Genomic DNA, 21950 nt, shown 5'->3' on the forward strand with positions numbered 1-21950 from the left:
TCCATTTCAGTCAATGATTCCGTGCTGAAGTTCCCATTGTGGCAACGCTTGGTCCTCCGCAGGATGACGGGTGTACCGATCCAACAGACCTGCGAGGCTTTCATGATCGTTATCACTGCTCCTACCGGGAACATCGGCCGTCCCCTGCTCGCCCGGCTCCTGGAGTCCGCCCCCGCCGCGGGTGAGGAACTGCGGGTGATCGTGCGCGATCCCGCGCGGCTCCCGGACGCGGCGCGCGGACGCGTCGAGGTGATCACCGGCTCGCACGCCGACGCCGGGGTCCTCGACCGGGCCTTCGAGGGCGCGGACGCCGTCTTCTGGCTCGTCCCCCCGGACGCCTCCCAGACCCCGCACGACGGCTACAGCGGCTTCACCCGCCCCGCCGTGCAGGCGCTCGCCGCCCACGGCGTCGGCCATGTCGTCGGGGTCTCCGCGCTCGGCCGCGGTACCCCGCTCGCCGACCGCGCCGGCCTGGTCACCGCCTCCCTCGCCATGGACGACCTCATCGCCCGCGCTGGCGTCGCCTACCGGGCCCTGGCCAACCCGTCCTTCTTCGAGAACCTGCTGGAGGAGTCCGACTCGATCCGCGACAAGGGCGTGTTCACCGACGTCGTTGCCGCCGACCGCAAAGCCCCCCTCGTCGCTGTCGCCGATATCGCGGCCGTCGCCGCCGGCCTGCTGCTGGACCGCTCGTGGACCGGCACCGACAGCGTCCCCATCCTCGGGCCGCAAGACCTGTCCCCCAACGACCTGGCCCGCATCATGACCGAACAGCTCGGCCGCCCCGTCCGCTACGAACGCCAGCCGCTCGACGAGCTGTACACCACCCTCGTCGGCTATGGCCTCAACGAGGCGTTCGTCCAGGGTGTCGTCGACATGAAGCGGGCCAAGGACCAGGGCCTCGACGCCGGAGTCGCCCGCACCCCGGACACCGCGTCCCCCACCAGTTTCGAGCAGTGGTGCGCCCACACCCTCATGCCCGCTATCCGCTCCTGAGGCCCACCATCCGTCGCCCGGAACCCATGATGCCCCGCGCACCAACATCTTTGGAGAAACCCTGATGCCCGCTGAAAAAACCGAACCACCGGTCACGGCGTTCATGCTCGTCAAGACCACACCCGAGTGGCTCGCTCTGACCGTCCAGGAACGTGTGGACGCCTTCACCACCCAGGTCCTGCCCGCCATCGAGGCCAAGACCACCCGCGTACGGTCACGCTTCTACGACACCGAGTTCTACTCCGCACGCATCACCGACGTCTGGGTATGGGAAGCAGAAGACCACCACGCCTATCAGCTCCTCATCGACGCACTGCGCGAAACCCCGTTCTGGGATCGCTACTTCGAGGTCATCGACCTCCTCGTCGGCACCGAGAACGGCTACGCCCGAACCTACGGCCTCGAACCCGTCGCCACCATCACCACTTGAACCCCTGAGATTCCGGCACAAAGAGTTGCATGCCATGGCTCGACGGTCCTGTCTGCCGCGCCAGTGTGCCCGCGGGACCGTTGCGTCAGCGTCGGCGGCCGAGACGACCGGCGGCAGCCAGAATGGGGGTCGCCACGGCGGTCGCGGCCGCTCCGAGTGGAGTGTCGGTGGCCAGAATCCGCCGGACGGTTTTCATGGCCAAGGTGAGGACCTCGCTGCCGCGTACCCGCATGTCCGCCTCGAACTTGCTGACGGCAACGGTGAGGGTGGTGGTGCCGGCGGCGACCTCACGCAGGTGCTCGACCAGGCTTGCGGCGTCGCGGATGGCGGCGGCGGCTCCCATGCCGGCGGTCGGCGGGGTCGCGTGGACGGCGTCGCCGAGTGCGGTGATGGGACCGGCGGGCCAGGGGGCGAGGTCACTCACTCGTGTTGAGGCGGCATTGAAGCGGAATGCGGCCACGCTGTGCGGGTCGGCACGGGCGATCACCTCGAGAGTGTGTTCGCTCCATCCCCGATCGCGGAATCCGGCCCGCAGCGCGGCCTGCAGCTCGCAACCGCGCAGACCGCGCAGCGAGTCGGTGGCGGCGGATTCGGGGAACATGGCGCCCCAGATGTAGGTGGGGCCGGTCGTGATCGCCATCCGCAGTTCCGGTGCGTCGAGCACGGCATTACCCACCGGGTCGAGAAAACCGACGTAGAGCGCCGCGCCCCGAGGGCCGATCGCCAGCCCCGATCGCGGGCCGAGCCGTTGTTGCTCGGGTGGGCTCAGAGCGTCGAGACAGGTTCTGCCGGAGAAGCCGATGATGCCCGCCGGCGCATTGGTAGGGCCGCCGGCTAGGTGACGGGCGACCAGAGAGTGGGTTCCGTCCGCGCCCACCAGCAGATCGCACGGAACTGGTGCGGTGTCGGCGAACAGCGCCCGGAGGGTGCCGTCCTCGGCGCGGTCGATCCCGATGACCGCCCGGCCCAGGTGAAGATCGTCGCCTACCGCCTCGGCCAGCAGAGTCCGCAAGGTGATCCGGTCGATGTCCACGCTGGGATCTCCACTGAGGTCCGGTCCGTGTCCCAACAGTCGGCCACGCCGATCCCACAACGCGTCCCGGTGCCGCAGCCGCAGCGCCGATGCCGACGCCAGCAGCCGTTCGATGATCTCCGGTGCGACCAGATCCCGCAGGGCCGACTGCGCGCGCCCATCCAACGTGATGTGGTAGCCCCCGGTCGCCGCCACATCGGTGTCGCGGTCGAACACCATCACTTCGAATCCACGACGACGCAGACCAGCACCTAGCGCGAGGCCACCGATCCCACCCCCGACCACGATGACGCGCATATTCTTCCCACTCCTCAACTGCTGCCGGATAACTCTCACAGACGACAATGGCACCGGTAGTGGACACCGAATGGCCTCTACTGGTGATGATGTGACGGTGGCAGATACTTCACGGCGGGCACTGCGATTGCTGTCGCTGCTCGCAGCACGCCGACAGTGGCCGCTCAGCGAGCTCGCCGCCCGGCTCGGCGTCAGCGAACGCACCATCCGGCGTGACATCGAGACGCTGCGACAGCTCGACTATCCGGTCACCACCGTGCACGGCCCGGCAGGCGGCTACCGGCTCGGCTCCGGTCACACGCTTCCGCCGCTGCTGTTCGACGACGACCAGGCACTCGCGGTCGCGGTGGCCCTGCAGATCGCCCCCAGCGTCGTGTTCGGGCTCGGCGATGACGCCGCGCGGGCACTGGCCGCCCTCGAGCAGGTCATGCCGGCGCGGCTGCGAGCGTCCATGGAGTCCATGCAGCTGACCAGTCTGCAGAACTACTGGGAGTTCCCGGCCCCGCCGATCGATTCGAACGCGTTGAGAACCGTGGGGGGCGCGGTACGTCACCGACATGTGCTCACCGTCGAAATGCTGCGCGCCGACGGCTCACGCCCCGATCCTGGTGCTGCCGACTTCACCCCGGGTTTCCGTGTCGAACCACATCATCTGGTCGTCTGGGCCGGGCGGTGGTATGTGGTCGCCTACCACCTCGCAGACGACACCTGGCGCGTTCACCGTGTCGACCGCCTTCATCCCCGCACGACAACCCGCACCTCGTTCGCTGCTCGAGACCTCCCCGGCGGCGACGTCGCCCGCTTCGTCATGACCAGCCACGACCGAGGCGACACCCCCGCCACCTGGCAATGCACCGGAGCCGCACGCCTGAACCTGCCCGCCGACACGGTCGCCCGCTGGGCACCCGGCGGATCAGTCGTCGAATACCTCGACACACACCACTGCCGACTCACCCTCGGAGCTTGGTCCTGGGCAGGCATCGCAGGAATCCTCGCCACCTTCGACACCGACCTCACCGATGTGCAACCACCAGAACTGGTCCAAGCCTGCGGCCGCCTCGTGCATCGCTGGAGAGCTATCGCGGATATTCCAGCGGAGGACGAAAATCCGCGAGGCTGAATGGGCGTTTCCGAAACGCATCGACGCCAGCGTTCCGCGCGCGATGGTGATGTGCCCTGCTGTCCGATGCTCACGGGAGGAGGGCAGCACAGCCTGCTTTTTCCCACGGCTCCGTGTCCTCCACGGCAACGAACTCGGAAAAGTCAACGGCTCAACCGTCCCCGGAACGCTGTCAGTAACCACCGCCAGCGCTACCGATGTCACCTCCACCGTGACCACCGTCGTAGTGCCCGTGACCACTGTCGAAGTGCCCGTGACCAGCGCCGTAGTGCCCGTGACCACTGTCGTAGTGCCCGTGACCGGCGCCGTCGTGCCCGTGACCGCTGTCCGATGAACCCCAGATAGCCAGGCCACCCCAATGCCAGCCGTCCGAATCGGAGCCGTCGTGATCGCCATAGCTCGGCACCGGGATTCCTGTGACCGCGGTCAGGTCCACGGTCATGCCCAGCGCTACCAATCGCTTGAACAGCGAGTGCTGGTTTCGAAAGAACCCTTTTCCCTGCGCGGAGTCCGTCTCGTCGGAGTCCGTCTCGTCGGAGTCCGTCTCGTCGGAGTCCGTCTCGTCGGAGTCCGTCTCGTCGGAGTCCGTCTCGTCGGAGTCCGTCTCGTCGGAGTCCGTCTCGTCCGGGGCCGGACCGGCGGGCGAAGGCTCCGCGGGCTCCCAGTCGGCGAGTGCACGACGGCTCTCGCGACGCTCCCGGCGCAGCAACCGCCCTCCCGCGATCGTTCGCCGACTGAATAGCAGCAGGCAGAGCGCGGCAAGAATCCCCGCAACCAACGCCGCCAGATTGCCCCAGGTGACGGCATCGGACTCCCAATACGCCGCCACAGCCACCACAATCAGAATCAGCGTGACCACCACGATGGTCCGACGCCACCACAGACGCGGTATCAGGCCTGCCTGCGCGAGCCGGTCCCGCGTCGCCGCCAACTCCCTTCGGATGTACCGTCTTTCGGGCAGCTCGGACAACCGTGCAGGGCCGCGTACATCGGTGAAGACGGCGCGCTCCAACTCGTCGGCGTCCGAAGGTAGCGTTTTCCTGGTCCGCTGGAAATTCCGGCGCGCGTTCATCGCGATCACGTCGTCCATATCCAGCGACTTGACCGCGGTGACGACAGCGCCGCGCCCGCCGCGGTGCAGGTAGCCGAGCTCGCTGGCAGACAATTCCGGGATCGAACGCACCCACAACGGGATTCGCAGTAGCGCCGACACCCCAACCGGCAGCGCGGACAAGACGATAAGAACGAAACCCGTCACGGCGAACCCTCCCCGAATATGGCCGTGAACCAATTATGGGGCACATCGGCGCGATCGCCAATGACCGGCCCGCTCAGGAATCCCCTCCCGGCACGCCTGTGCCGCAACAGGGTTCGATTCGATGCGGGCCGAGTACACTTCGTCCGCGATACCTCATCCGAGCACGCAGCGCCCCGCACTCCTAACACTTCGTCCGTGGGTGGTCCACGGCATCCCACCACGGACCGCGCTACTGCTCGCCAACCTCCGCCCGGTTGATCGCTCGCTCAGCGGCATTTGCGGATATGTCGAAGAAGGGCCAGTACCTCTCCTCACCACGATCTCGGCCTGCACCCATGCCGAACTTGTCGGCGGCTGGTCGTAGCGTTCATGGAATGAACTGGAGACCGTGGTTGGAGCTGTGGAGCGAGGAATGGATCGCCAGCAGAGATCCTGATGAGTTGGATCCCGAGGTGGTGCAGCAGCGCTGGCTCGGGTACGCCCCGGCCACCGAGGCCGACATCGCCGCGGTCGAGCAGCGCCTCTGCCTGCGGTTGCCACCCTCCTATCGCAGCTTCCTGCTGACCACCGATGGATGGCGCCATGCCGGGGAATTCGTGCGGAAGATGCGGGACACCACCAATCTGGGATGGCTGCGTGACCTCGAACCAACCTGGGAGTCCTGGGCCGACCTGATCACCGAGCCACCAGTCGACGCGCCGGGTAACCCGTTCAGCCGCGGACTACTGATCTCGCTGCACGCCGACGTCGGAGTCCTGTTCCTCGACCCGGCCGACCGCGACGAGAACGGTGAATGGGCCGCCTACAGCGTGTTTGCCTGGGGGGAGTTCCCGCAGCGGTATCCCTCGTTCACCGCCCTCATGGAATCGAAGTACCAAAGCCTTCATCGAATACGTCAGCCGGCGGGCAAAACCCGTGACAACTGGGATCTGGTGGCCGAACAGGCACGAGGCGAAGCCCTTTCCGGGGACATCGACACAGCCATGGCGGCCCTGGAGAAAGCCCAGCATTTCGGCCAGTCACGCGCCACGGTCTTACAAACCCAGCTCCAGATGTTCCTCAGCACCTCTTCCCCCTACGATGCCTCCCGGATCCTTTCGCGTGTGCTACCGCTGGCACCCGTTCCGGAGGGATTCTTCACCGGTCCACTGTTCACCGACGAGTTCGTGCCATGCATGTTCCTGCAACACGCACACAAAAAACCCTGGTATGCCTCCGCGCTCGACCATGCCCAGATGGTCGACGACCCCGAGGGCGAGATCAAACGTGCCATCGACGGGCACCGGGCCCGGGAAGAGCGGCCCGGCTACCAGCTCTCCTACGGCAACCAAGCATTCGACGCTGCGGTACGAAAGGCGCTCGCGCAACACCACTCCGACCCGGCGGCGCTGTGGCATGCGCTCGAGGCCGCGATGGCGCATTGGCAGCCCCGCACGCCAGATCACATCGCCCCGGTCGCGTTGCTCGCCGACCCGGTGCTGGCGTACAGCCTCACCCCGGAACGCGGGCGCGCGCTGTTGAGTCAACCACGCAGCGGCCGCTGACCCGGCGAGGCTGACCGAATCGGTTCCTTCATCGGTTGCGTGCGACCGGGCGACAACTCGGTCCTCACCGCACACCCGCACCGGCCCCCGGATCATCTGCGACCACGCCGGATAGCACGCTCATCGGCATGAGCGGACGCGTCGAAGCAGAGCCAGAGTAGTTGCTGCTCACCAATTCTCGGCCCGCACGCATGCCGAACTTGTCGGTGGCTGGTCGTAGGGTTCGCGGAATGAACTGGAGACCGTGGTTGGAGCTGTGGAGCGAGGAATGGATCTCCAGCAGAGATCTCGAGGAGCTGGTCATTGTATGACTCGCACTACCCCGCCCCGTCCGGCCGATCTCGAGGCCGTCTTCCCCGAGCTGGCACCACTGGCCCGCACCGCGACTCGACTGCACCCACGTCCGGGAGTCCCCTCGCCCCAAGACAGTTCGATCGGCGGCCCACTGCTGTGGCCGACCAGCGAGCCATGGCCGCACTGTCGCGAGGACGCCCACCACCTGAGCACCCACACATCCAGATGATGCAATAGCCAAACCCCGACCGATCGGTTCCACGTACCCCGCACAACCCTCACATCGGCATGAGGGTGCGTTGCCGAGCCCGAGATGATCTCGGCCCGTTGATCTTCGGGCGTAGCGTGTGGCCGGTTCGCTCAGCGCGCACAGGGGCATTGCTGGTGTGCGGGATAGGGTTCGGCGAGTCGCGCGGAATGCCAACGCGCCGTTCGCAGGTCGCGGGGGCGGCCCCGCGGACTAGACTTTGCCGCGTGTCACGCTACCGCTCGATCCTTCGTGCCGGAATCGCATGAAGGCCGTCGTGTACGACCGCTACGGCGGCCCAGAGGTGCTGTCGATCGCGGAGGTCCCAGTGCCTTCCCCGGGGCCGAAGCAGGTGCTCGTCCAGGTGCACGCGACGTCGATCAACCTCTCCGACTGGGAGACACTGTTGGGGACGCCGCTGTATTCGCGCATCGGCGGGCTCCGGGCACCGAGACGCCCGGTTCTCGGATCCGATATCGCCGGGCGGGTCGAAGCCGTCGGGCCCGAGGTCACTCTGTTCGCGCCGGGTGACGAGGTCTACGGCGACAATCTCATGCTCAAAGGCGGGTTCGCGGAATATGCCGTAGTTCCTGAATCGGCGCTGGCCCACAAACCGGCGTCGCTGAGTTTTGCCGAGGCGTCAACCCTGCCGCAGGCGGGGGCGATCGCACTACAAGGCACGGCCGGCATCGCGACCGGTATGTCGGTGTTGATCAACGGAGCGGGCGGCGGTTCCGGAGCGTTCGCGATCCAGTTGGCCAAGAGCGCAGGGGCGCATGTGACCGGGGTGGACAACGCCGCCAAACTGGCGTTCATGCGCACGCTCGGCGCCGACGAGGTCATAGACTATCGCGCCGAGGACTTCACCCGGACCGGACCGTACGACCGGGTACTCGACCTCGTTGCCCACCGGTCGGTCTTCGCCTATCGCAGATCGGTCGCGCGGGGCGGCCGGTACCGCTGCGTCGGCGGCACCACACGCGCGTTGCTGCGGATGACGACAGTCGGCGTGGTCACCGGAATAGTGACCGGCCGCAGCCTCGGGGTCCTCGCGGTGAAGGAGGGGCCCGCGCACTTCACACCCCTCGCGGACTCGTGTGTCGCGGGACGGATCGGTATCCACATCGACCGCGGATTCTCCCTCGACGAGACCGCGAACGCGCTGGACCACGTCGGCGCGGGACGCGCCCTCGGCAAAGTGGTGGTCGAGATCCGCTAATCGGCATGTGCGCGTGTTGAGTTGTTATGTGCCCGAGGCCATGTAGGCGGCGAGGATGTAATTCGGGTGGCGGTCGAGATTGGTCCGAGCACGGTCATAGCGCATGGTGGTGCGAGGGTCAGCGTGGCGGGCAGCGATCTGGACGTCTCGTAGGTCGACTCCGGCATCGAGCATGGTGGTAACGAAGGTGTGACGCAGCGTGTGCGGGTGCATCCGGGGTAGCCGCATCGCCGAATCCTGGGCCTTGCGGCGCAGTCGTCGTGTGGCGCAATGCCGATCCTTGCGCCGTCCTCGAGTGTTGAGCAGGATCGGTCCGTGGTCGCGGTCACCGGTGGCGCGGTCGATCGCTCGTCCGACCGCTGGCGGCAACGGGATCAGAGCGAGCTTCGAGCCCAGGCCGACTACGCGCAGTACGCGGTGGCCGTGTTCCTCGCCGATGTCCTCGGTGTCGGACTTGCAGGTCTCGAAGATCCGCAACCCGAGCAGTCCGAGCATCGCGACGAGTGCGAAGTCGAATTGGTTGGCGGAATCGTGCGCCGCGGTGAGCAGTGCTTCGAACTGTAGGTGCGAAAGTCCCAGTGTCGGTGATTCGTTCGGTACTCGGGGTCGGCGGACGTGCTCGGCCGGTGAGTGGTCCATGACGCCGTCGATGACGCAGATGCGGTAGAACCCGGTCACTACCGCGGTACGGCGGGCAACGGTGGAGGGTTTGAATCGGCGGGTCTAGTGCATTCTTCGGCAACCAGTGCGCAGAAGCTCTTCTGGGTCCACAGCATCCTTTCCGCACGCCCACTGCTTGCCGAAGAACCAAAACGGCGGATCCGCGACGAATACGACGGAGTCGAATACTGTTCTCGCATGTTCCCCACCTGGCGAATCGCTGCTGCCAAAGCGTCATTTCAGCACTGGCCCCGGCGTGCCACCCTTGGGCTGGCGGGATGGATCGCGCTCCTCGGGTTTCCCGCAGCAGTCATCGGCGTCGCGGCTACAGCCAGATTTCGCTCCGCCGCAACCGAACTCATCGTTGGTGTCTGGCTGCTGCTCGTGGTGGCCACCGTACTCGTCGCGGTTTGGCTCTGGGTGTGGCGCGTCAGCGAACTCACCAGCAAGGAAAGCAGTGCACGCTATGACGTGCTGCGGGACATCGAAACCTCGCGGCTCACCCTGCGCCGACCGGCGCCGAAGGACGCAGTCCCGCTCGAGGCCACGATCGACGATGCGATGCTCGCCAGCAACGGTTGGACAGCACGAAATGGCCGGGCACTGATCAAGGCGGTCGGGCGCGGCCACCCGACTCCCGGGCTTCTGGTGATCGAGTCGCGATCGGACACAACCGTGATCGGTGGCGCGACTGTGCACCCCCGCGCCGACCAGACGTCGGTCGCGTCCATCGGTTGGTGGATTGGCCCCAGTCACCGGCGAGCCGGCTATGCGAGCGAAGCGGTGGCCGCCCTCGTCGACGCGATCCACGACACCGGATACACCAGTGTAGAGATCGGCACGAACGAGTCGAATCTCGCGGTGCAGCGCATCTGCGACAAGATCGGCGCAACAGAAAAGGACCGGCGACCGCATCCGTTGCCGGACGGATCGACCGTCCCTGGAATTTGGTATGAACATCACCGCGTAGTCACAGAACCAACGTGAATCAAGTGCTCTGTCCCAGATGTGAACGGGCCGCCGGTTTCGAGTCGTTGCCGCTCAGCGGACGGTTAGCCGATTGCCAGGACGCATGGGGATCGCGTCACGAGCTGAGCACCTGACCTGCTCCAGTCACCCTGCAATCGGCTATTACAGGGTAGTTGGACCGCTACGTTTCGAGCCGATCGTCAGAAGGAATGCCGACGAACGGCTAGGGCAGTCGGCGGAGGGTTGCTGCGATCACCGCACCGGCTGAGCATGCCACCTGCACCATTGGGTCATGCCGTGAAAATTCATATGCAGCAGCGACTTTCCGATGTCGGCCCGATCTTGTCGCATCCTCGTTCGAATCGGTGGACGTATCTGGTGCGCCCCGATCTGCCCGACGATGACAGCCTGTTCGCGGAGATGTTCCGATTGAACGTGTCCGTCGTCCGTGCGGGCGGCACCATTGCATTGCCGAGCCCGAGCGACAGATGCGCGGAGTTCCGACGCTGGATCGAACCACCACGGTGCACCTTCCGCCCCTCCGGGCGCAAAGTTGTCGACGCCATCCGCGCCTGTACCGGATCAGGTCGATCCCCGGCGGTATCGCATCCAATCATCGGGGCGCGCGTGGTCGGCGACACCGCCGATGGCCTGCCGGACGCACCGACAGGAGCGTGAACCGGATGTCCGAGATCGAGCCGGTTCAGCGCGAAATCGCCCCGTCTGTAAGGGCATTGCTCATCATGTTCAACGAGGACACTCCCCACAAACTCGCATTGGCCCCCATCGCGAGCGCACCCATCTACCAGGGCGCAGCCGGCTCGCTCATCCGGATCACGGACGGTTGGATATCCGACTCCGACGCCGATCTGGACCGAGCCGACGCAATCACGATCAATCCGACCAGTGTTCGTGACATCGAGGATGTATGAGTGGCCCCCAGTTTTCGCCGCCGGCACGCTGCGGTAGCGCAGCCCGTCGATCGGGACGGTCCGCCTGTATAGCCAGATAGGTTGCTGCGCTATCCAGTCCAGGTGCTCACCGAGCGTAGTGATAAGGCGGTCGATTGTGGGGTGTGCGACCACCATCTGACTACGTTCGACGGAACTCCCCGGGCCGAGGGCTCGATACGGGGAAGGGTATCTGGACGCGGCAGTGGGCGGTCGGAGAATTTCGCTGGGAACCCGGACAGCCGCCAACCCGACTACGTGAGTTCGGGCGCTGAACGGCGGCGTGGCTGGGAGGAGAACGGCGGTGCAGACACATCCGCAGGTCCGTGCGGACCGGGTGGCGACGGTGTCGGTGGCAGGGGTGTTGACCGCCGCCATGGGTTTTTCCATGCTGCAACTGTTCTTGGTGGGGGCGCTGGGGCCACGGATCGTGCCGGATCTCGGGTTGTCCGCGGCGATGTTGGGGTTCACGACGACGGTCGGGTTCGGGACTGCCGCGCTGCTGTCGCCGCTGGCCGGGCGGGCGGTGGATGTGCTCGGCCCGCGGCGGTGTCTGGTTGCCTTGTTGGGGCTGGTCGCGCTCGCATTGGGATTGATCGCTGCCGCGCCGGGGTATGCGGTGTTGCTGGTGGCGGTTGGATTGGGTGGGTTACCGCAGGCATTGGCGAATCCGGCGACCAACAAGGCGATTTTGGCGGTTGTTCCGGTTGCGCAGCGAGCGGGAGTGACGGGCACGAAGCAGTCCGGCGTGCAATTGGGCGCAATCGCTGCGGGGCTGCCGTTGACGGCGTTGGCCGCTGTCGCCGGTTGGCGGGTGTCGGTGTTGGTGGCGGCCGGTTCGGCGGTGCTGGTCACGTTATGGGTGTGGTGGACACTGCCGACCGATCCACCGCGGCGGAAACCGGAAATCGGCCCTGCCGCAGTGGGTTCGACGAGTAACGCATCGACCGGGCCGAGCGTGGTGCGTTGGCTGGCGGTGTACTCACTGTTCCTGGGTGCTGGCATGGCCTCGATCAATACCTATCTCGCGCTGTTCGGAGAGCGTCGGCTCGGGCTCAGCGCGGCCGCGGCGGGGACGCTCGTCGCAGTGCTCGGCGTGGCCGGGATCGCGGGACGGATCGGGTGGGCGCGGGTAGCGAGCAGGCCGCGCATGGCAGTGGTGTTGCCCGCGGGATTGGCGGTCGGGTCGGCGGGTGCCGCGGGGCTCATGGCCGCGGCACCGCTGGTGAACGGGTTGGTCTGGGTTGCGGTCGTCGCGGTGGGGACGTTCGGGATGGCGGGTAATGCGGTGTCGATGGTGCTGGTGATCCAGCGGGCGGCACCCGGTCGGGCCGGGCGGGACTCGGCATTGGTGTCGGCCGGGTTCTTTGCCGGGTTCGCCGTGGGGCCACCGCTTTTCGGGGCTGTGGTGCCCTCTATCGGTTACAGCAGCAGTTGGTTGCTGGTGGCCGCGGAGTTCGTGACCGCCGCGGGTGTCGCCGCGGTGTGGGCGTTGCGGGACCGGGCATGAGCGAACGAAACGCCGAGGTCACTGCGGAGCCGAACGATACCGAATCCACAGGCTTGGGCCTCGCGGACGATCCGGATCTTCGCCGCATCGGGGACTGGACAAGCGAGGCGCGGGAATGAGTGAGTGGCCGGAGGTGGCCTTGAATTCGATATTGGACCGTGCCGAGAAGACACGCGCTGTTGTGGGTGAGCGGTTCCCGTTGTGCGCCGAAACCAGCCGCGGTGTGGGCGTTGCGGGACCCGGCATGAGCGAGCGAAACGCCGAGGTCACTGCGGAGCCGAACGGTTCCGAATCCACAGGTTCGAGCCTCGGGGACGATCTGGAGTTTCTCCGCATCGAGGACTACCCAGGTGAGGTGCAGGAGTGAGCGAGTGGGCCGAGGTGGCGTTGAATTCGGTATTGGACCGTGCCGAAAAGACGCACGCTGTTGTGAGTGAGCGGTTCCCGTTGTATGCCGAGCGCAGCAGCGGTGAGTGGGTGACGACCTCGCGCGGTTCTTGGACAGGCGGTTTCTGGGCCGGTCTACTGTGGCTGCGGGCTCTGCACAGCGGATCGGCCCACGACCGTTCGGCCGCCGCGCAGGTGACCGCTCGTCTGGCGGACTGGGTCGGCGCGGATACCGCGACCCGCGGATTGATCTTCTGGTACGGAACAGCTTTGGCGAGCAACGTCATAGGCGACGACACAGCTGCTGAGCTGGGCGCACGAGCCGCGCAGACCTGTCTGAACGACTTCGATCACGAACTCGGCGTGCTGCCATGGGGTTCGGCCTTCGGCGGCCCGCGATTGCTGGCCCGCGTCGATGGCGTGGCGGGCATTGTGCCGCTGCTGGCCACCGCATCAGGTACGGCCAAAGCACAACTGGACACCCACCTCACCCCACGGCGCACCGAACCGGCGTCCACCCCGGCACGGGACCGGACCGACGGCGATCGCGCCGCGTGCCCGAAGCCGCTACTGGCCACCGCATCGGGTACCGCCGCGGCCAAAGCACATCTGGATACCCACCTCATCCGATGGCGCACCGAACCGGTGTTCACCCCGGCCTGGGCGTGGACCGACGGCGATTGGCTCGCGTGCCCGCAGCCGAGGACGGGCTGGAGCCGAGGACGGGCCTGGCTGCTGCTGGCGCTGGCGGATGCGAGCCGGCATATCGATATCGGCTACCTGGACACCGCCGCGGAGTTGATCGATGACACCGCACCGCTGGTTCCGGCCGCCGAGATGACACCGGGCGCGCCACCCGACACCTCCGCAGCCGCCATGGAAGCCACCGCACTGCTCAAACTTGCTGCCGCACATCATGTTCCGGAGCGGGCGAAGCGCCTGGAAGACAGGGCGATCGAGATACTCGAACGGCTGACAACCCGGCATCTGAACCACTCCGGCATGCTGCTGGACGGCTGCTACGACCTGGATCGCAACCTGGCCACGGCGCACGAACTCATCTGGGGCGACTACTTTTTCGCACTCGCCCTCGCCATCCACACCGGAGTGGTCGCACCGTTCGACACTTGAACCCTGGTCAGCGCAGCACCCGCCGCGCCACCGCCTCGATATGCAGCTCATCGGGACCATCGAGGATGCGTGCCATCCGGCCGGTGCGCAGCAACCGAGGTAGCGCGGTATCCGGCCCCAGCCCGGCCGCGCCGTGCACCTGGATCGCGGAGTCGGCAACCTGCTGCAGCGTTCGGGCGGCCGCGACCTTGGCCAGACCGGCCTCCACCCGAGCATCGTGACCAGCGCTGATCAGTGCCGCCGCTTTGTGTACCAGCGGCCGGGTGCCGCGGATGGCGAGCAAGGACTCGAAGACATGTTGTTGCACCAGTTGCCGTTCGGCCAATGGCCCGCGCGACTGGGTGCGGCCGCGGGCCCGATCACACATCAGCGCATACGCGCGCTCCGCCTGTCCGAGCCAGCGCAGACACCGCAGCGTTCGGCCGAGTTGCAGCCGTTCCCCCGCAATGGCCAGTGCCCGCCCGAGGTCGCCGATCACGTGGTCACCGGGTACCCGGACCCGGTCCAGTTCGATCTCCCATTGCCCGCCGACGCCCAATACCGGTACCTCGCGCACGATTCGGAAGCCGGGCGTATCGGTCGGCACCAGCAGTAGGGTGAGCCCATCGCGACTGGGTGCCTCGCCGTCGGTGCGGGCGAGCACGGTGATCACGTCGGCATCGGCGCCGCCGCTGACGAACCACTTTCGACCGGTCAGCGTCCACGAGCCATCCGGTTCGGCGGTCGCGCGGGTAGCCGTCATGGCCGGATCGGTGCCGGGAGTGTCGGGTTCGGTCATCGCGTAGGCGGCGCGCAGCTCACCGGAGACCAGACGCTTCAGGTAGCCCTCGCGCACCCGGTGGCTGCCATGTCGTTGCAGCATCGACACATCCAGCAGCGATGACGAGCCGAGGATCGCGGGCCCGTGATCGCTGGCGCCCTCCGCTTCGGCCAGGCATATGTAGTCGGCGAACGAAAGTCCTTGTCCGCCCCATTCGACCGGTAACGGCAACGCCCACAATCCCGCCGTCCGCGCCGCCGCCCGCAGCTCCGCGGATATGACGGCGGCCCTCGGCCCGCCCGCGTCGAGCACATCTTCCTGGGGCACCACTGATTCCGCGACGAAAGCTGCCACGCGCGCCCGCAATTCCGCGATATCCACCTCCGGCCCGAGCGGCCTCGATGCGGTAGTGGCCGGAACCGCACTGTGAGATGTGAACGGCGTCATGACTTCTCCTCCACGCTGACCGGGAACCCGAGTGCCCGACGGTCCGACTGCTGTTGTCCGAGGGATTGGTCGGCGGGCAACCGCGCCGAGTTCCCACGGGCAGCACGACCGTTCAACAGGGAGAGCCATGACACCCGGCACCATGCGGACACCCGGCACCGACCAGCTAACGGCACCCCTGCGGGGCATGCGATTTCACACGGCGAGCCCACCCGGCCCGATCACCACGGCAACCGAACACCTGCGCTTGCTCGGCGCCGAACCGATCGACGGCGATGCCGACGCACTGACCCTGACCGGCCCGGACGGCAGTGCGGTACATGCCGCGGTGGCCTGGGGCGGATCCGGCAGTCAGGTGCACGATGAGGCGACCGCGCAGGCCGCGGCGGGACTGATGCTGGTGCACGGCCGACGCGACGGCACACCGCGCGGTCTGGCGGTGGACTACGCCTCGACGGCCGCCGGAATCCTCACGGTGCAGGGACTTCTCGCCACCCTGATCGGTCGCGCCCGCGGCGGCACGCTGACCGGAGTGGATGTCGCGGTCGACAAGACGGCCCTGTTGACCGTCTCCCAGTATCTGGCGGCAGCGTGCGCCGACGATGACGAAGCGACCTCGCTGGCACCGGGCGGGCCGCCGTTCACTACTGCCGACGGCGTCCAATTCGAGGTAGAAGCCCTGGACGTCGGTGTGTGGGCCGATTTCTGGCGGGCGTTGGACGCACCGCAGGACGCATTGCGAAAGGGCTGGCGGCCCTTCCAATTCCGCTACGCAACCGCCTGCGCACCGATTCCCCGGGCACTGCACGACACCACCGCGCTGCGGAGCTGGGCGCAGGTGCGGGCCGCCGCCGAGGAGTCCGGCGCGGACGTGTGCCGACTGCGCACACTCATCGAGCGCGGCCAGGAGATGCGCGCCAATGGCGAGGACACCGTGCCATGGCAGTTCCGTCTGGGCAACGAAAGGCACACTGCCGCTCCGGTTTCGGTACCGGCGACCGATCGCCCGCTCGCGGGTTTCACCGTGCTGGAGGCCGGACGTCGGGTACAGGCCCCGCTGGCCGCGCATCTGCTCGGGCTGCTCGGCGCGGACGTGGTGCGCATCGAGCCGCCGGGCGGCGACCCGCTGCGCGGTATGCCGCCCACCTGCTCGGATATCTCCGCGCGCTGGTTGGCGCTGAATCGGGGCAAGGACGCGGTCGAGATCGACATCAAATCCGCGGAGGATCGGAAGCGGTTGTGCGAGTTGGCTGCCGGAGCGGATGTGTTCTTGCACAACTGGGCGCCCGGCAAGGCCGAGCAGCTCGGATTGGGCGCTGATGACCTGTGGGCGGCCAACCCCGGCCTGATCTACGCCTACACCAGCGGCTGGGCCGGACGGCTCGCCGACGCCCCGATGGGCACCGACTTCATGGTGCAGGCCCGTACCGGGGTCGGCGAGGCCGCACGGCCCGCGGATGAAGCACCGATACCGTCGCTGATGACGCTGCTCGATGTGCTCGGCGGCATGTTGGGCACCGAGGCGATCCTGGCGGGTCTACTCGCCCGCGAGCAGACCGCTCGCGGTGTTCGAGTCGAATCCTCGCTGCTCGCGGCCGCGAATCTGCTCACCGCGCCCGCACTGCGCCGGGCCGCCGACGGACTGGACCCGCGCCGACCGGCCGGATTCCGCCGACCACTGGCCACCGCTGACGGGTGGGTCATCCCCACCGACGAGCACGCCGCGGCGGCCGTCGAACACACCGATCGAATCGGCGGTCTGCCCACCGCACAAGCCGTCGCCGCCTTGCGCGACAGCGGAATCGAAGCCACCGCGGTAACCACAGATTTGGCCGATCTGCCCGGCGACCCGCGCTGCGCCGACGCATTGACCACCGACTCACTCGGCGCTGTCGCTGTTTCGTCTCCATGGAGTTTCCGATGAGCCTTGTGCTACACGATCTGGTCCCGCATCGGCTACGCCGTTCGTGGGCCGCCGACGGCGCCTGTCCCGACCTCGACCTGTATTCGCTGTTTCGTGCGCAGCGCTGCCTCGACCCACATCGCACCGCGCTGCTCGATGCCAAGGGCAAGGTCTGCTATACCCAACTGGACCGGCTGGTCCGTCGCCTGGCGGCGGGTCTGGCAGCCGCGGGCGTCGGCCCCGGAGACGTTGTCGGCGTACAGCTTCCGACCTCCCGCGAAGCGGTCATCACCGACCTGGCTCTGGCCGCGCTCGGCGCGGTGGCGCTGCCGTTTCCGGCGGGCCGCGGCATGCGGGAGGCCGAATCGCTGCTGCGCCGCGCCGAGGCCGTTGCCGTACTGGCTGCCACCGATTTCCGCGGCCACGCCCACGCGGCGGATCTTGCCGAACTGCTCGGCGAATTACCGGACCTGCGTTTCGTCGCCGCCGTCGGCAAGGAGCCCGTCCCGGACCGATGTATCTCCTTCGCCGAACTGCTGCGCGCGGACGGCGAGTTGTTCGTCCCGGCTCGGCCCGATCCCGATGCCGCCGCCCGGATCCTGGTCTCCTCCGGTTCGGAGTCGGAGCCGAAAATGATTGCCTACTCACACAATGCGCTCGCCGGCGGCCGCGGCAACTTCATGGCCGCGCTGCTCGAGGGCGAACCGCCGCGCTGCCTGTTCCTGGTCCCCCTCGCCTCGGCCTTCGGCAGCAGCGGCACCGCCGTCACCCTCGCCCGACACGGCGGCACCCTCATCCTGCTCGACCATTTCACCCCCGAGGCGGCACTGGCCGCGATCGAAAAACACCGGCCGACCCACGTTCTCGGCGTCCCGACGATGGTTCGAATGATGCTCGAACACAACGCATCCGGCACCGATACCGGCTCGCTCCAGGCACTCGTGCTCGGCGGTGCACCGCTGGATCGAGCCACCGTCGACGAAGCCGAAAACGCCTTCGGCTGCTCGGTCATCAACCTCTACGGCTCCGCCGACGGCGTGAACTGCCACACCGATATCGGCGAAACCGATACGGCCACTGCCGGTCCCGGCATTATCGTCGGCCGCCCGAATCCGCGTGTCGCCGAAATACGCATCACGAATATCGATACCGGCGAAACCGCCCCCGCGGGTGCGACCGGCGAAATCGTGGCCCGCGGCCCGATGACCCCGCTGTGTTACGTCGGCGATCCCGCACTCGACGCCCGCTACCGCACCGACGACGGCTGGGTCCGCACCGGAGATCTCGGTGTCCTCGATGCCGACGGACGCCTGCACGTGGTCGGCAGGCTCAAGGAGATCGTGATCCGCGGCGGTGCGAATATCAGCCCGGCCGAGGTGGAGCAGCTGCTCGCCGGTCACCCCGACATCCGTGACGTCGCGTGCGTCGGTGTGCCGCATCCGAGATTGGGTGAACGGCTCGCCGCGTGCGTCGTGCCACGGCCCGGTCGCACACCTGACCTGGACGGATTGTGCGCCCACCTGAGCGCTCGCGGTTTGGAGCGCGGGAAGCACCCCGAATCGCTACTACTACTCGATGCGCTACCCCTGACTCCGGCGGGTAAACCGGACCGGGCGGCCATGCGGGCGGCCATGAGCTGAAATCGGCTGTGGGGCAGGCACTTCACGTGCCTGCCCCACAGTTCTCAGGAACCGGACATGACCTTCTTCAATGCGGCGGCCGCATCGCGGTAGACGGTCAGCAGTTCCTGGTCCTGGCCCGGATAGTTGACGATCGACACCTGCTTGGCGCCACTGTCGGGCAGCACGGTTCCACTGGACATGTGCGCGTTATCGAGCACGAACGCGGGCTTCTTCGCCGCGAGCGCGGACAGCTGTCCCGGTGTGACTGCCTCGGGCCCATAGGTGCCCACGATATCGGCGCCTGCCAACTGTGCTGCCCAGGTCGAAAAGACCTGCGCCACTACGGTCGGCTGCTTGCCGCCCGGCCATGCGGCCCGAATGTCCTTGCCCAGCCTGTCGTATTCGGCGGTGAACGTCGCCGTCCAGGCATCGGCGACCGCCGCGGTGCCGAACTGGGCACCAAGGGATTTGACCTGCGCGGTCGCCTTTTCGGCGGAGTTGTCGAGGTTCACCTCGATCAGCTTCGCCTTGGCACCGGCGGCCTCCTTGATCTTCGCCGCGAACGGTTCGAACGGCGCGTACAGCACGAAGTCCGCCTCGGCGACCGCGGTCAGATCCGACGGCTTGGGGTCGTAATCGGGTGCGTGGTGCACCGACGCGGGCACGATCACCGTGACATCCTCCGCGCCTGCGGCTTTCGCGAACGCGGCTTCCCAGGTGGTGGTCGCGACGATCTTGGGGTGCTGGTGTCCGTCGTGATGGTCGTGATCGCCATCGGTGCTGGAGCAGCCGCCGAGCAGCACACCGGCTGCCACCGCGAGGGCCAGCCCCGCGGTCAGTGCATGGAAACGCGCCATGAGTTGTATCTCCGTTCGGGGATCAGGTGGGCCGCGAGGGCGACTGCCCCCGCGGTGAGGACCAGGACCGGCCCGGGAGGCAGGTCGAAGGCGAGGGCGAGGAGGAAGCCGACGAGGTTGACCGTGACGCCGATACCGATGGCCCAGCAGATGATCGATATGAGCGAATGGCCGAGCCGCCGCGCGGCCAGCGCGGGCAGCAGCGTGAGCGCATCGACCAGCAGTGCACCGGTGAGCCGAATCGCCCCGGCCACCGCCACCGCGACCAATACCAGCAGCACCAGCGTCAGCCACCGCACCGGCACCCCCGATATCAGCGCCAACTCCCGATCGTGCAGCAGCAGGGCCAGGTCGCGCCGCCGCCACCAGAACAGCGCGGGCACCGCAATCGCCAGTGCCGCAAGCACTATCACGTCCTGGGTGCGCACCGACAGGATCGAGCCCCACAGCAGCGAGAACGCCGATGACGCGTTCACCCCCGCCAGTGCGAGCACCAGCAATGCCGCCGCGATGGCCAGGCTCATCAGCAGACCCATTGCCCCGGACAGGCTTTCCGGTGTGCGGGCCAGCGGCGAGATCCCGGCTCCGGCGACCGCGCAGGCCACCAGCCCGCACAGCGCCGGATCGAGTCCGGTCAGCATCCCGACGGCAGCGCCGAGCAATGCGACGTGCATCATCGCGAACCGCACCGGAATGATGTCGAGCCCGACGATCACCACCCCGACGATCGGCAACCCGATCGACCCGAGCAGCAACGCCAGTCCGGCCCGCCGCACCGGGACCAGCCCGAGCAGATCGGCCACCGCCGCGGGACCGTTCACGATGGCTCCCCCATCTTGTGAACTTGCGCCGGGATGCGCACCGCAGCAACGAATCTCATTCGACCTCCCGCAACCGGCCCGCCGCCATCTCCAGCACCCGGTCACAGCGCCGCGCCAGCGCCCGATCGTGGGTGACCACAACGAGCGTGACCGGCAGTCCGGCCAATACCTCGGCCGCCTCGTCCTGTCCCGCGAAATCGAGTGCCGCCGTTGGCTCATCGGCCAACACCACACCCGCGCCCGCCGCCACACAGCCCACCGCCCGCGACAGGTGGATGCGCTGCAACTGCCCACCCGACAGCGTGTCGAGCGGCCGGTCGACCAGCGCGCCGACGCCGAGCCGGGTCGCCATCGCCGCGGCCGCCGCCCGGTCCCCGCTGCTGGCCAGCAGTTCACCGGCGAGCAACGGAAACCGCCCAGCCGCCGGACGTTGCGGAATCCATGCGCAGACCCGGCGACGCCACGCCTGCTCGGCAGTGCCGCCGCCGGTACGCCCGCCGACGGTGATCTCGCCGCGGACCGCGCGGTGCAGACCGAGCACCGCACGCAGCAACGTCGTCTTGCCGGAACCGTTGGTGCCGGTCAGCGCGACTCGCTGTCCGCCGCGGACGTCGAGATCGACATCGCTGACGACCTCGATGCGACCGTGCCGGCACGACACCCCCGCCAACCGCAGCTCCAGTCCGCCCATCACACCACCTCCGCCATACCCGGCCCGATCCCGGTGATCGGGCGGCGCGCACCGAGCGGTAGTCGCACGGGTGCACCGATCGTTTCCCCGGGCGCGGGCGTCTCCGCCGCCTGCAACAGCGCGACCAAGGTTTCGCGAGCCCGCGCGACCCGCGAGCGGATGGTGCCCGTCGGGCAGCCCACGGTCTGTGCTGCCTCGGCATAGGACAGGCCCAGTACCTGGGTCAGGACGAAGGCCTCCAGCCGTTCCGCGGGCAGGCCGCGCAGCAGATCGGCAATCGCCATTTCCTCTGGAAAATCCGGTCTTTCGTGCTCGCGGCGATGGTCCAGGTCCTGCTGCCATTCGGCCAGCTGTGCGCTCTTCGGCCGGGCCGCGGCACTGCGGAACCGATCGACGACCACCCGCCGCGCAATCGACAACAGCCAGGTCCGGGCGGTGGACCGACCCGCGAACCGCGGCAGGCTGCGCATGGCGCGCAGGAAGGTCTCCTGCGTGAGATCGTCGGCGGACTGCACATCGGTCAGATGGGCGATGAAACGCCACACATCACGTTGCGTCGATCGGATGAACTCGGCCAGCGCCGCTCGATCTCCCGTGCCGGCCGCCAGCGCGAGCGCGGTCAGTTCTTCGTCGGACATGGACGGTTTCCAGACCGGCACGACTCACCCGGGTGCGCCGCGGGAAATGTCAGGGGGGACAACGAAATACCACTGCCGAGCGGCAGCGTTCTCAATAGTGAATGCATTTGTCGAACAATCTCGGTTCAGCGACGCCACAGCAATGCGGCGTTGAAAAGACCGGTCG

Annotated in this window: 22 protein-coding genes; 14 read left to right on the forward strand and 8 right to left on the reverse strand. The window is 67.5% G+C overall.

All coding sequences use genetic code 11. The features are described 5' to 3' along the window. The first annotated feature begins 102 nt into the window (after positions 1 to 102). Together ABZ293_RS12125 and ABZ293_RS12130 are read left to right on the forward strand one after the other, a co-directional pair. Positions 103 to 996, forward strand: coding sequence for an NAD(P)H-binding protein (locus ABZ293_RS12125; protein WP_355179807.1), 894 nt, complete (start codon positions 103 to 105; stop codon positions 994 to 996). A gap of 64 nt (positions 997 to 1060) precedes the next feature. Beyond that, the gene (locus ABZ293_RS12130; protein ID WP_355179809.1) at positions 1061 to 1426 is read left to right on the forward strand and encodes a darcynin family protein; all 366 of its coding nucleotides are present in this window, start codon (positions 1061 to 1063) and stop codon (positions 1424 to 1426) included. 85 nt (positions 1427 to 1511) lie between these two features. Here ABZ293_RS12130 and ABZ293_RS12135 read toward each other — a convergent pair whose 3' ends face one another. After that, positions 1512 to 2756, reverse strand: a complete 1245-nt coding sequence (locus ABZ293_RS12135; RefSeq protein ID WP_355179811.1) for an FAD-dependent monooxygenase — start codon at positions 2754 to 2756, stop codon at positions 1512 to 1514. 97 nt (positions 2757 to 2853) lie between these two features. Between ABZ293_RS12135 and ABZ293_RS12140 the strand changes: the two genes are divergently transcribed. Then, entirely contained in the window at positions 2854 to 3876 is a 1023-nt protein-coding gene (locus ABZ293_RS12140) for a WYL domain-containing protein (RefSeq protein ID WP_355179813.1), read from the forward strand. A 172-nt stretch (positions 3877 to 4048) separates the two neighbouring features. Here ABZ293_RS12140 and ABZ293_RS12145 read toward each other — a convergent pair whose 3' ends face one another. Further along, positions 4049 to 5134 (reverse strand): TIGR04222 domain-containing membrane protein, encoded by a 1086-nt coding sequence (locus ABZ293_RS12145; protein ID WP_355179815.1) that lies wholly within the window; start codon positions 5132 to 5134, stop codon positions 4049 to 4051. Between the two features lie 374 nt (positions 5135 to 5508). On the opposite strand from ABZ293_RS12145, the gene ABZ293_RS12150 reads away from it, so the two are divergent. The 3 genes from ABZ293_RS12150 to ABZ293_RS12160 all read left to right on the forward strand — a co-directional run bounded on the left by ABZ293_RS12150 (position 5509) and on the right by ABZ293_RS12160 (position 8438). Beyond that, positions 5509 to 6678: an SMI1/KNR4 family protein gene (locus ABZ293_RS12150; protein ID WP_355179817.1), complete on the forward strand. Its 1170-nt coding sequence runs from the start codon at positions 5509 to 5511 to the stop codon at positions 6676 to 6678. A 307-nt stretch (positions 6679 to 6985) separates the two neighbouring features. Continuing rightward, complete coding sequence (locus ABZ293_RS12155) at positions 6986 to 7201, forward strand: hypothetical protein (RefSeq protein ID WP_355179819.1); 216 nt, start codon at positions 6986 to 6988, stop codon at positions 7199 to 7201. Positions 7202 to 7484: 283 nt separating this feature from the next. Beyond that, entirely contained in the window at positions 7485 to 8438 is a 954-nt protein-coding gene (locus ABZ293_RS12160; protein ID WP_355179821.1) for an NAD(P)-dependent alcohol dehydrogenase, read from the forward strand. 24 nt (positions 8439 to 8462) lie between these two features. Here ABZ293_RS12160 and ABZ293_RS12165 read toward each other — a convergent pair whose 3' ends face one another. Beyond that, entirely contained in the window at positions 8463 to 9116 is a 654-nt protein-coding gene (locus ABZ293_RS12165) for a tyrosine-type recombinase/integrase (RefSeq protein ID WP_355179823.1), read from the reverse strand. A gap of 180 nt (positions 9117 to 9296) precedes the next feature. Between ABZ293_RS12165 and ABZ293_RS12170 the strand changes: the two genes are divergently transcribed. From ABZ293_RS12170 to ABZ293_RS12195, 6 genes are all read left to right on the forward strand, one after another. Continuing rightward, positions 9297 to 10085: a GNAT family N-acetyltransferase gene (locus tag ABZ293_RS12170; protein ID WP_355179825.1), complete on the forward strand. Its 789-nt coding sequence runs from the start codon at positions 9297 to 9299 to the stop codon at positions 10083 to 10085. A gap of 279 nt (positions 10086 to 10364) precedes the next feature. Then, positions 10365 to 10745 carry a hypothetical protein gene (locus ABZ293_RS12175; RefSeq protein ID WP_355179827.1) on the forward strand — a complete coding sequence of 127 codons (381 nt, stop codon included), beginning with the start codon at positions 10365 to 10367 and terminating at the stop codon, positions 10743 to 10745. A 5-nt stretch (positions 10746 to 10750) separates the two neighbouring features. Beyond that, positions 10751 to 10999, forward strand: coding sequence for a hypothetical protein (locus ABZ293_RS12180; RefSeq protein ID WP_355179829.1), 249 nt, complete (start codon positions 10751 to 10753; stop codon positions 10997 to 10999). Positions 11000 to 11321: 322 nt separating this feature from the next. Continuing rightward, positions 11322 to 12527, forward strand: a complete 1206-nt coding sequence (locus ABZ293_RS12185) for an MFS transporter (RefSeq protein ID WP_355179831.1) — start codon at positions 11322 to 11324, stop codon at positions 12525 to 12527. Positions 12528 to 12642: 115 nt separating this feature from the next. Beyond that, the gene (locus ABZ293_RS12190) at positions 12643 to 12894 is read left to right on the forward strand and encodes a hypothetical protein (RefSeq protein WP_355179833.1); all 252 of its coding nucleotides are present in this window, start codon (positions 12643 to 12645) and stop codon (positions 12892 to 12894) included. Then, a complete protein-coding gene (locus ABZ293_RS12195) occupies positions 12891 to 14045 on the forward strand; it encodes a hypothetical protein (RefSeq protein WP_355179835.1) in 1155 nt (384 codons plus the stop codon). Before ABZ293_RS12190 ends, ABZ293_RS12195 begins: the two co-directional genes overlap by 4 nt. Positions 14046 to 14052: 7 nt before the next feature. On the opposite strand, the gene ABZ293_RS12200 is transcribed toward ABZ293_RS12195, so the two are convergent. Continuing rightward, entirely contained in the window at positions 14053 to 15252 is a 1200-nt protein-coding gene (locus ABZ293_RS12200) for an acyl-CoA dehydrogenase family protein (RefSeq protein WP_355179837.1), read from the reverse strand. A gap of 127 nt (positions 15253 to 15379) precedes the next feature. Between ABZ293_RS12200 and ABZ293_RS12205 the strand changes: the two genes are divergently transcribed. Next, entirely contained in the window at positions 15380 to 17176 is a 1797-nt protein-coding gene (locus ABZ293_RS12205; RefSeq protein WP_355179839.1) for a CoA transferase, read from the forward strand. After that, positions 17173 to 18795: a fatty acid--CoA ligase family protein gene (locus tag ABZ293_RS12210; RefSeq protein ID WP_355179841.1), complete on the forward strand. Its 1623-nt coding sequence runs from the start codon at positions 17173 to 17175 to the stop codon at positions 18793 to 18795. The genes ABZ293_RS12205 and ABZ293_RS12210 overlap by 4 nt, the downstream gene beginning before the upstream one ends. A 44-nt stretch (positions 18796 to 18839) precedes the next feature. On the opposite strand, the gene ABZ293_RS12215 is transcribed toward ABZ293_RS12210, so the two are convergent. The 4 genes from ABZ293_RS12215 to ABZ293_RS12230 are packed head-to-tail and all read right to left on the reverse strand — an operon-like array spanning position 18840 to position 21784. Then, the gene (locus tag ABZ293_RS12215; protein WP_355179843.1) at positions 18840 to 19634 is read right to left on the reverse strand and encodes a zinc ABC transporter substrate-binding protein; all 795 of its coding nucleotides are present in this window, start codon (positions 19632 to 19634) and stop codon (positions 18840 to 18842) included. Beyond that, positions 19613 to 20455, reverse strand: a complete 843-nt coding sequence (locus tag ABZ293_RS12220) for a metal ABC transporter permease (RefSeq protein ID WP_355179845.1) — start codon at positions 20453 to 20455, stop codon at positions 19613 to 19615. The genes ABZ293_RS12215 and ABZ293_RS12220 overlap by 22 nt, the downstream gene beginning before the upstream one ends. Before the next feature lie 55 nt (positions 20456 to 20510). After that, on the reverse strand, positions 20511 to 21146 hold the full coding sequence (locus ABZ293_RS12225; RefSeq protein ID WP_355179847.1) for an ABC transporter ATP-binding protein: 636 nt from the start codon (positions 21144 to 21146) through the stop codon (positions 20511 to 20513). Further along, positions 21146 to 21784, reverse strand: coding sequence for a sigma-70 family RNA polymerase sigma factor (locus tag ABZ293_RS12230; RefSeq protein WP_355179849.1), 639 nt, complete (start codon positions 21782 to 21784; stop codon positions 21146 to 21148). The genes ABZ293_RS12225 and ABZ293_RS12230 overlap by 1 nt, the downstream gene beginning before the upstream one ends. Between the last annotated feature and the right edge of the window lie 166 nt (positions 21785 to 21950).

This window comes from Nocardia sp. NPDC005998, assembly GCF_040614395.1.
Lineage (GTDB): Bacteria > Actinomycetota > Actinomycetes > Mycobacteriales > Mycobacteriaceae > Nocardia.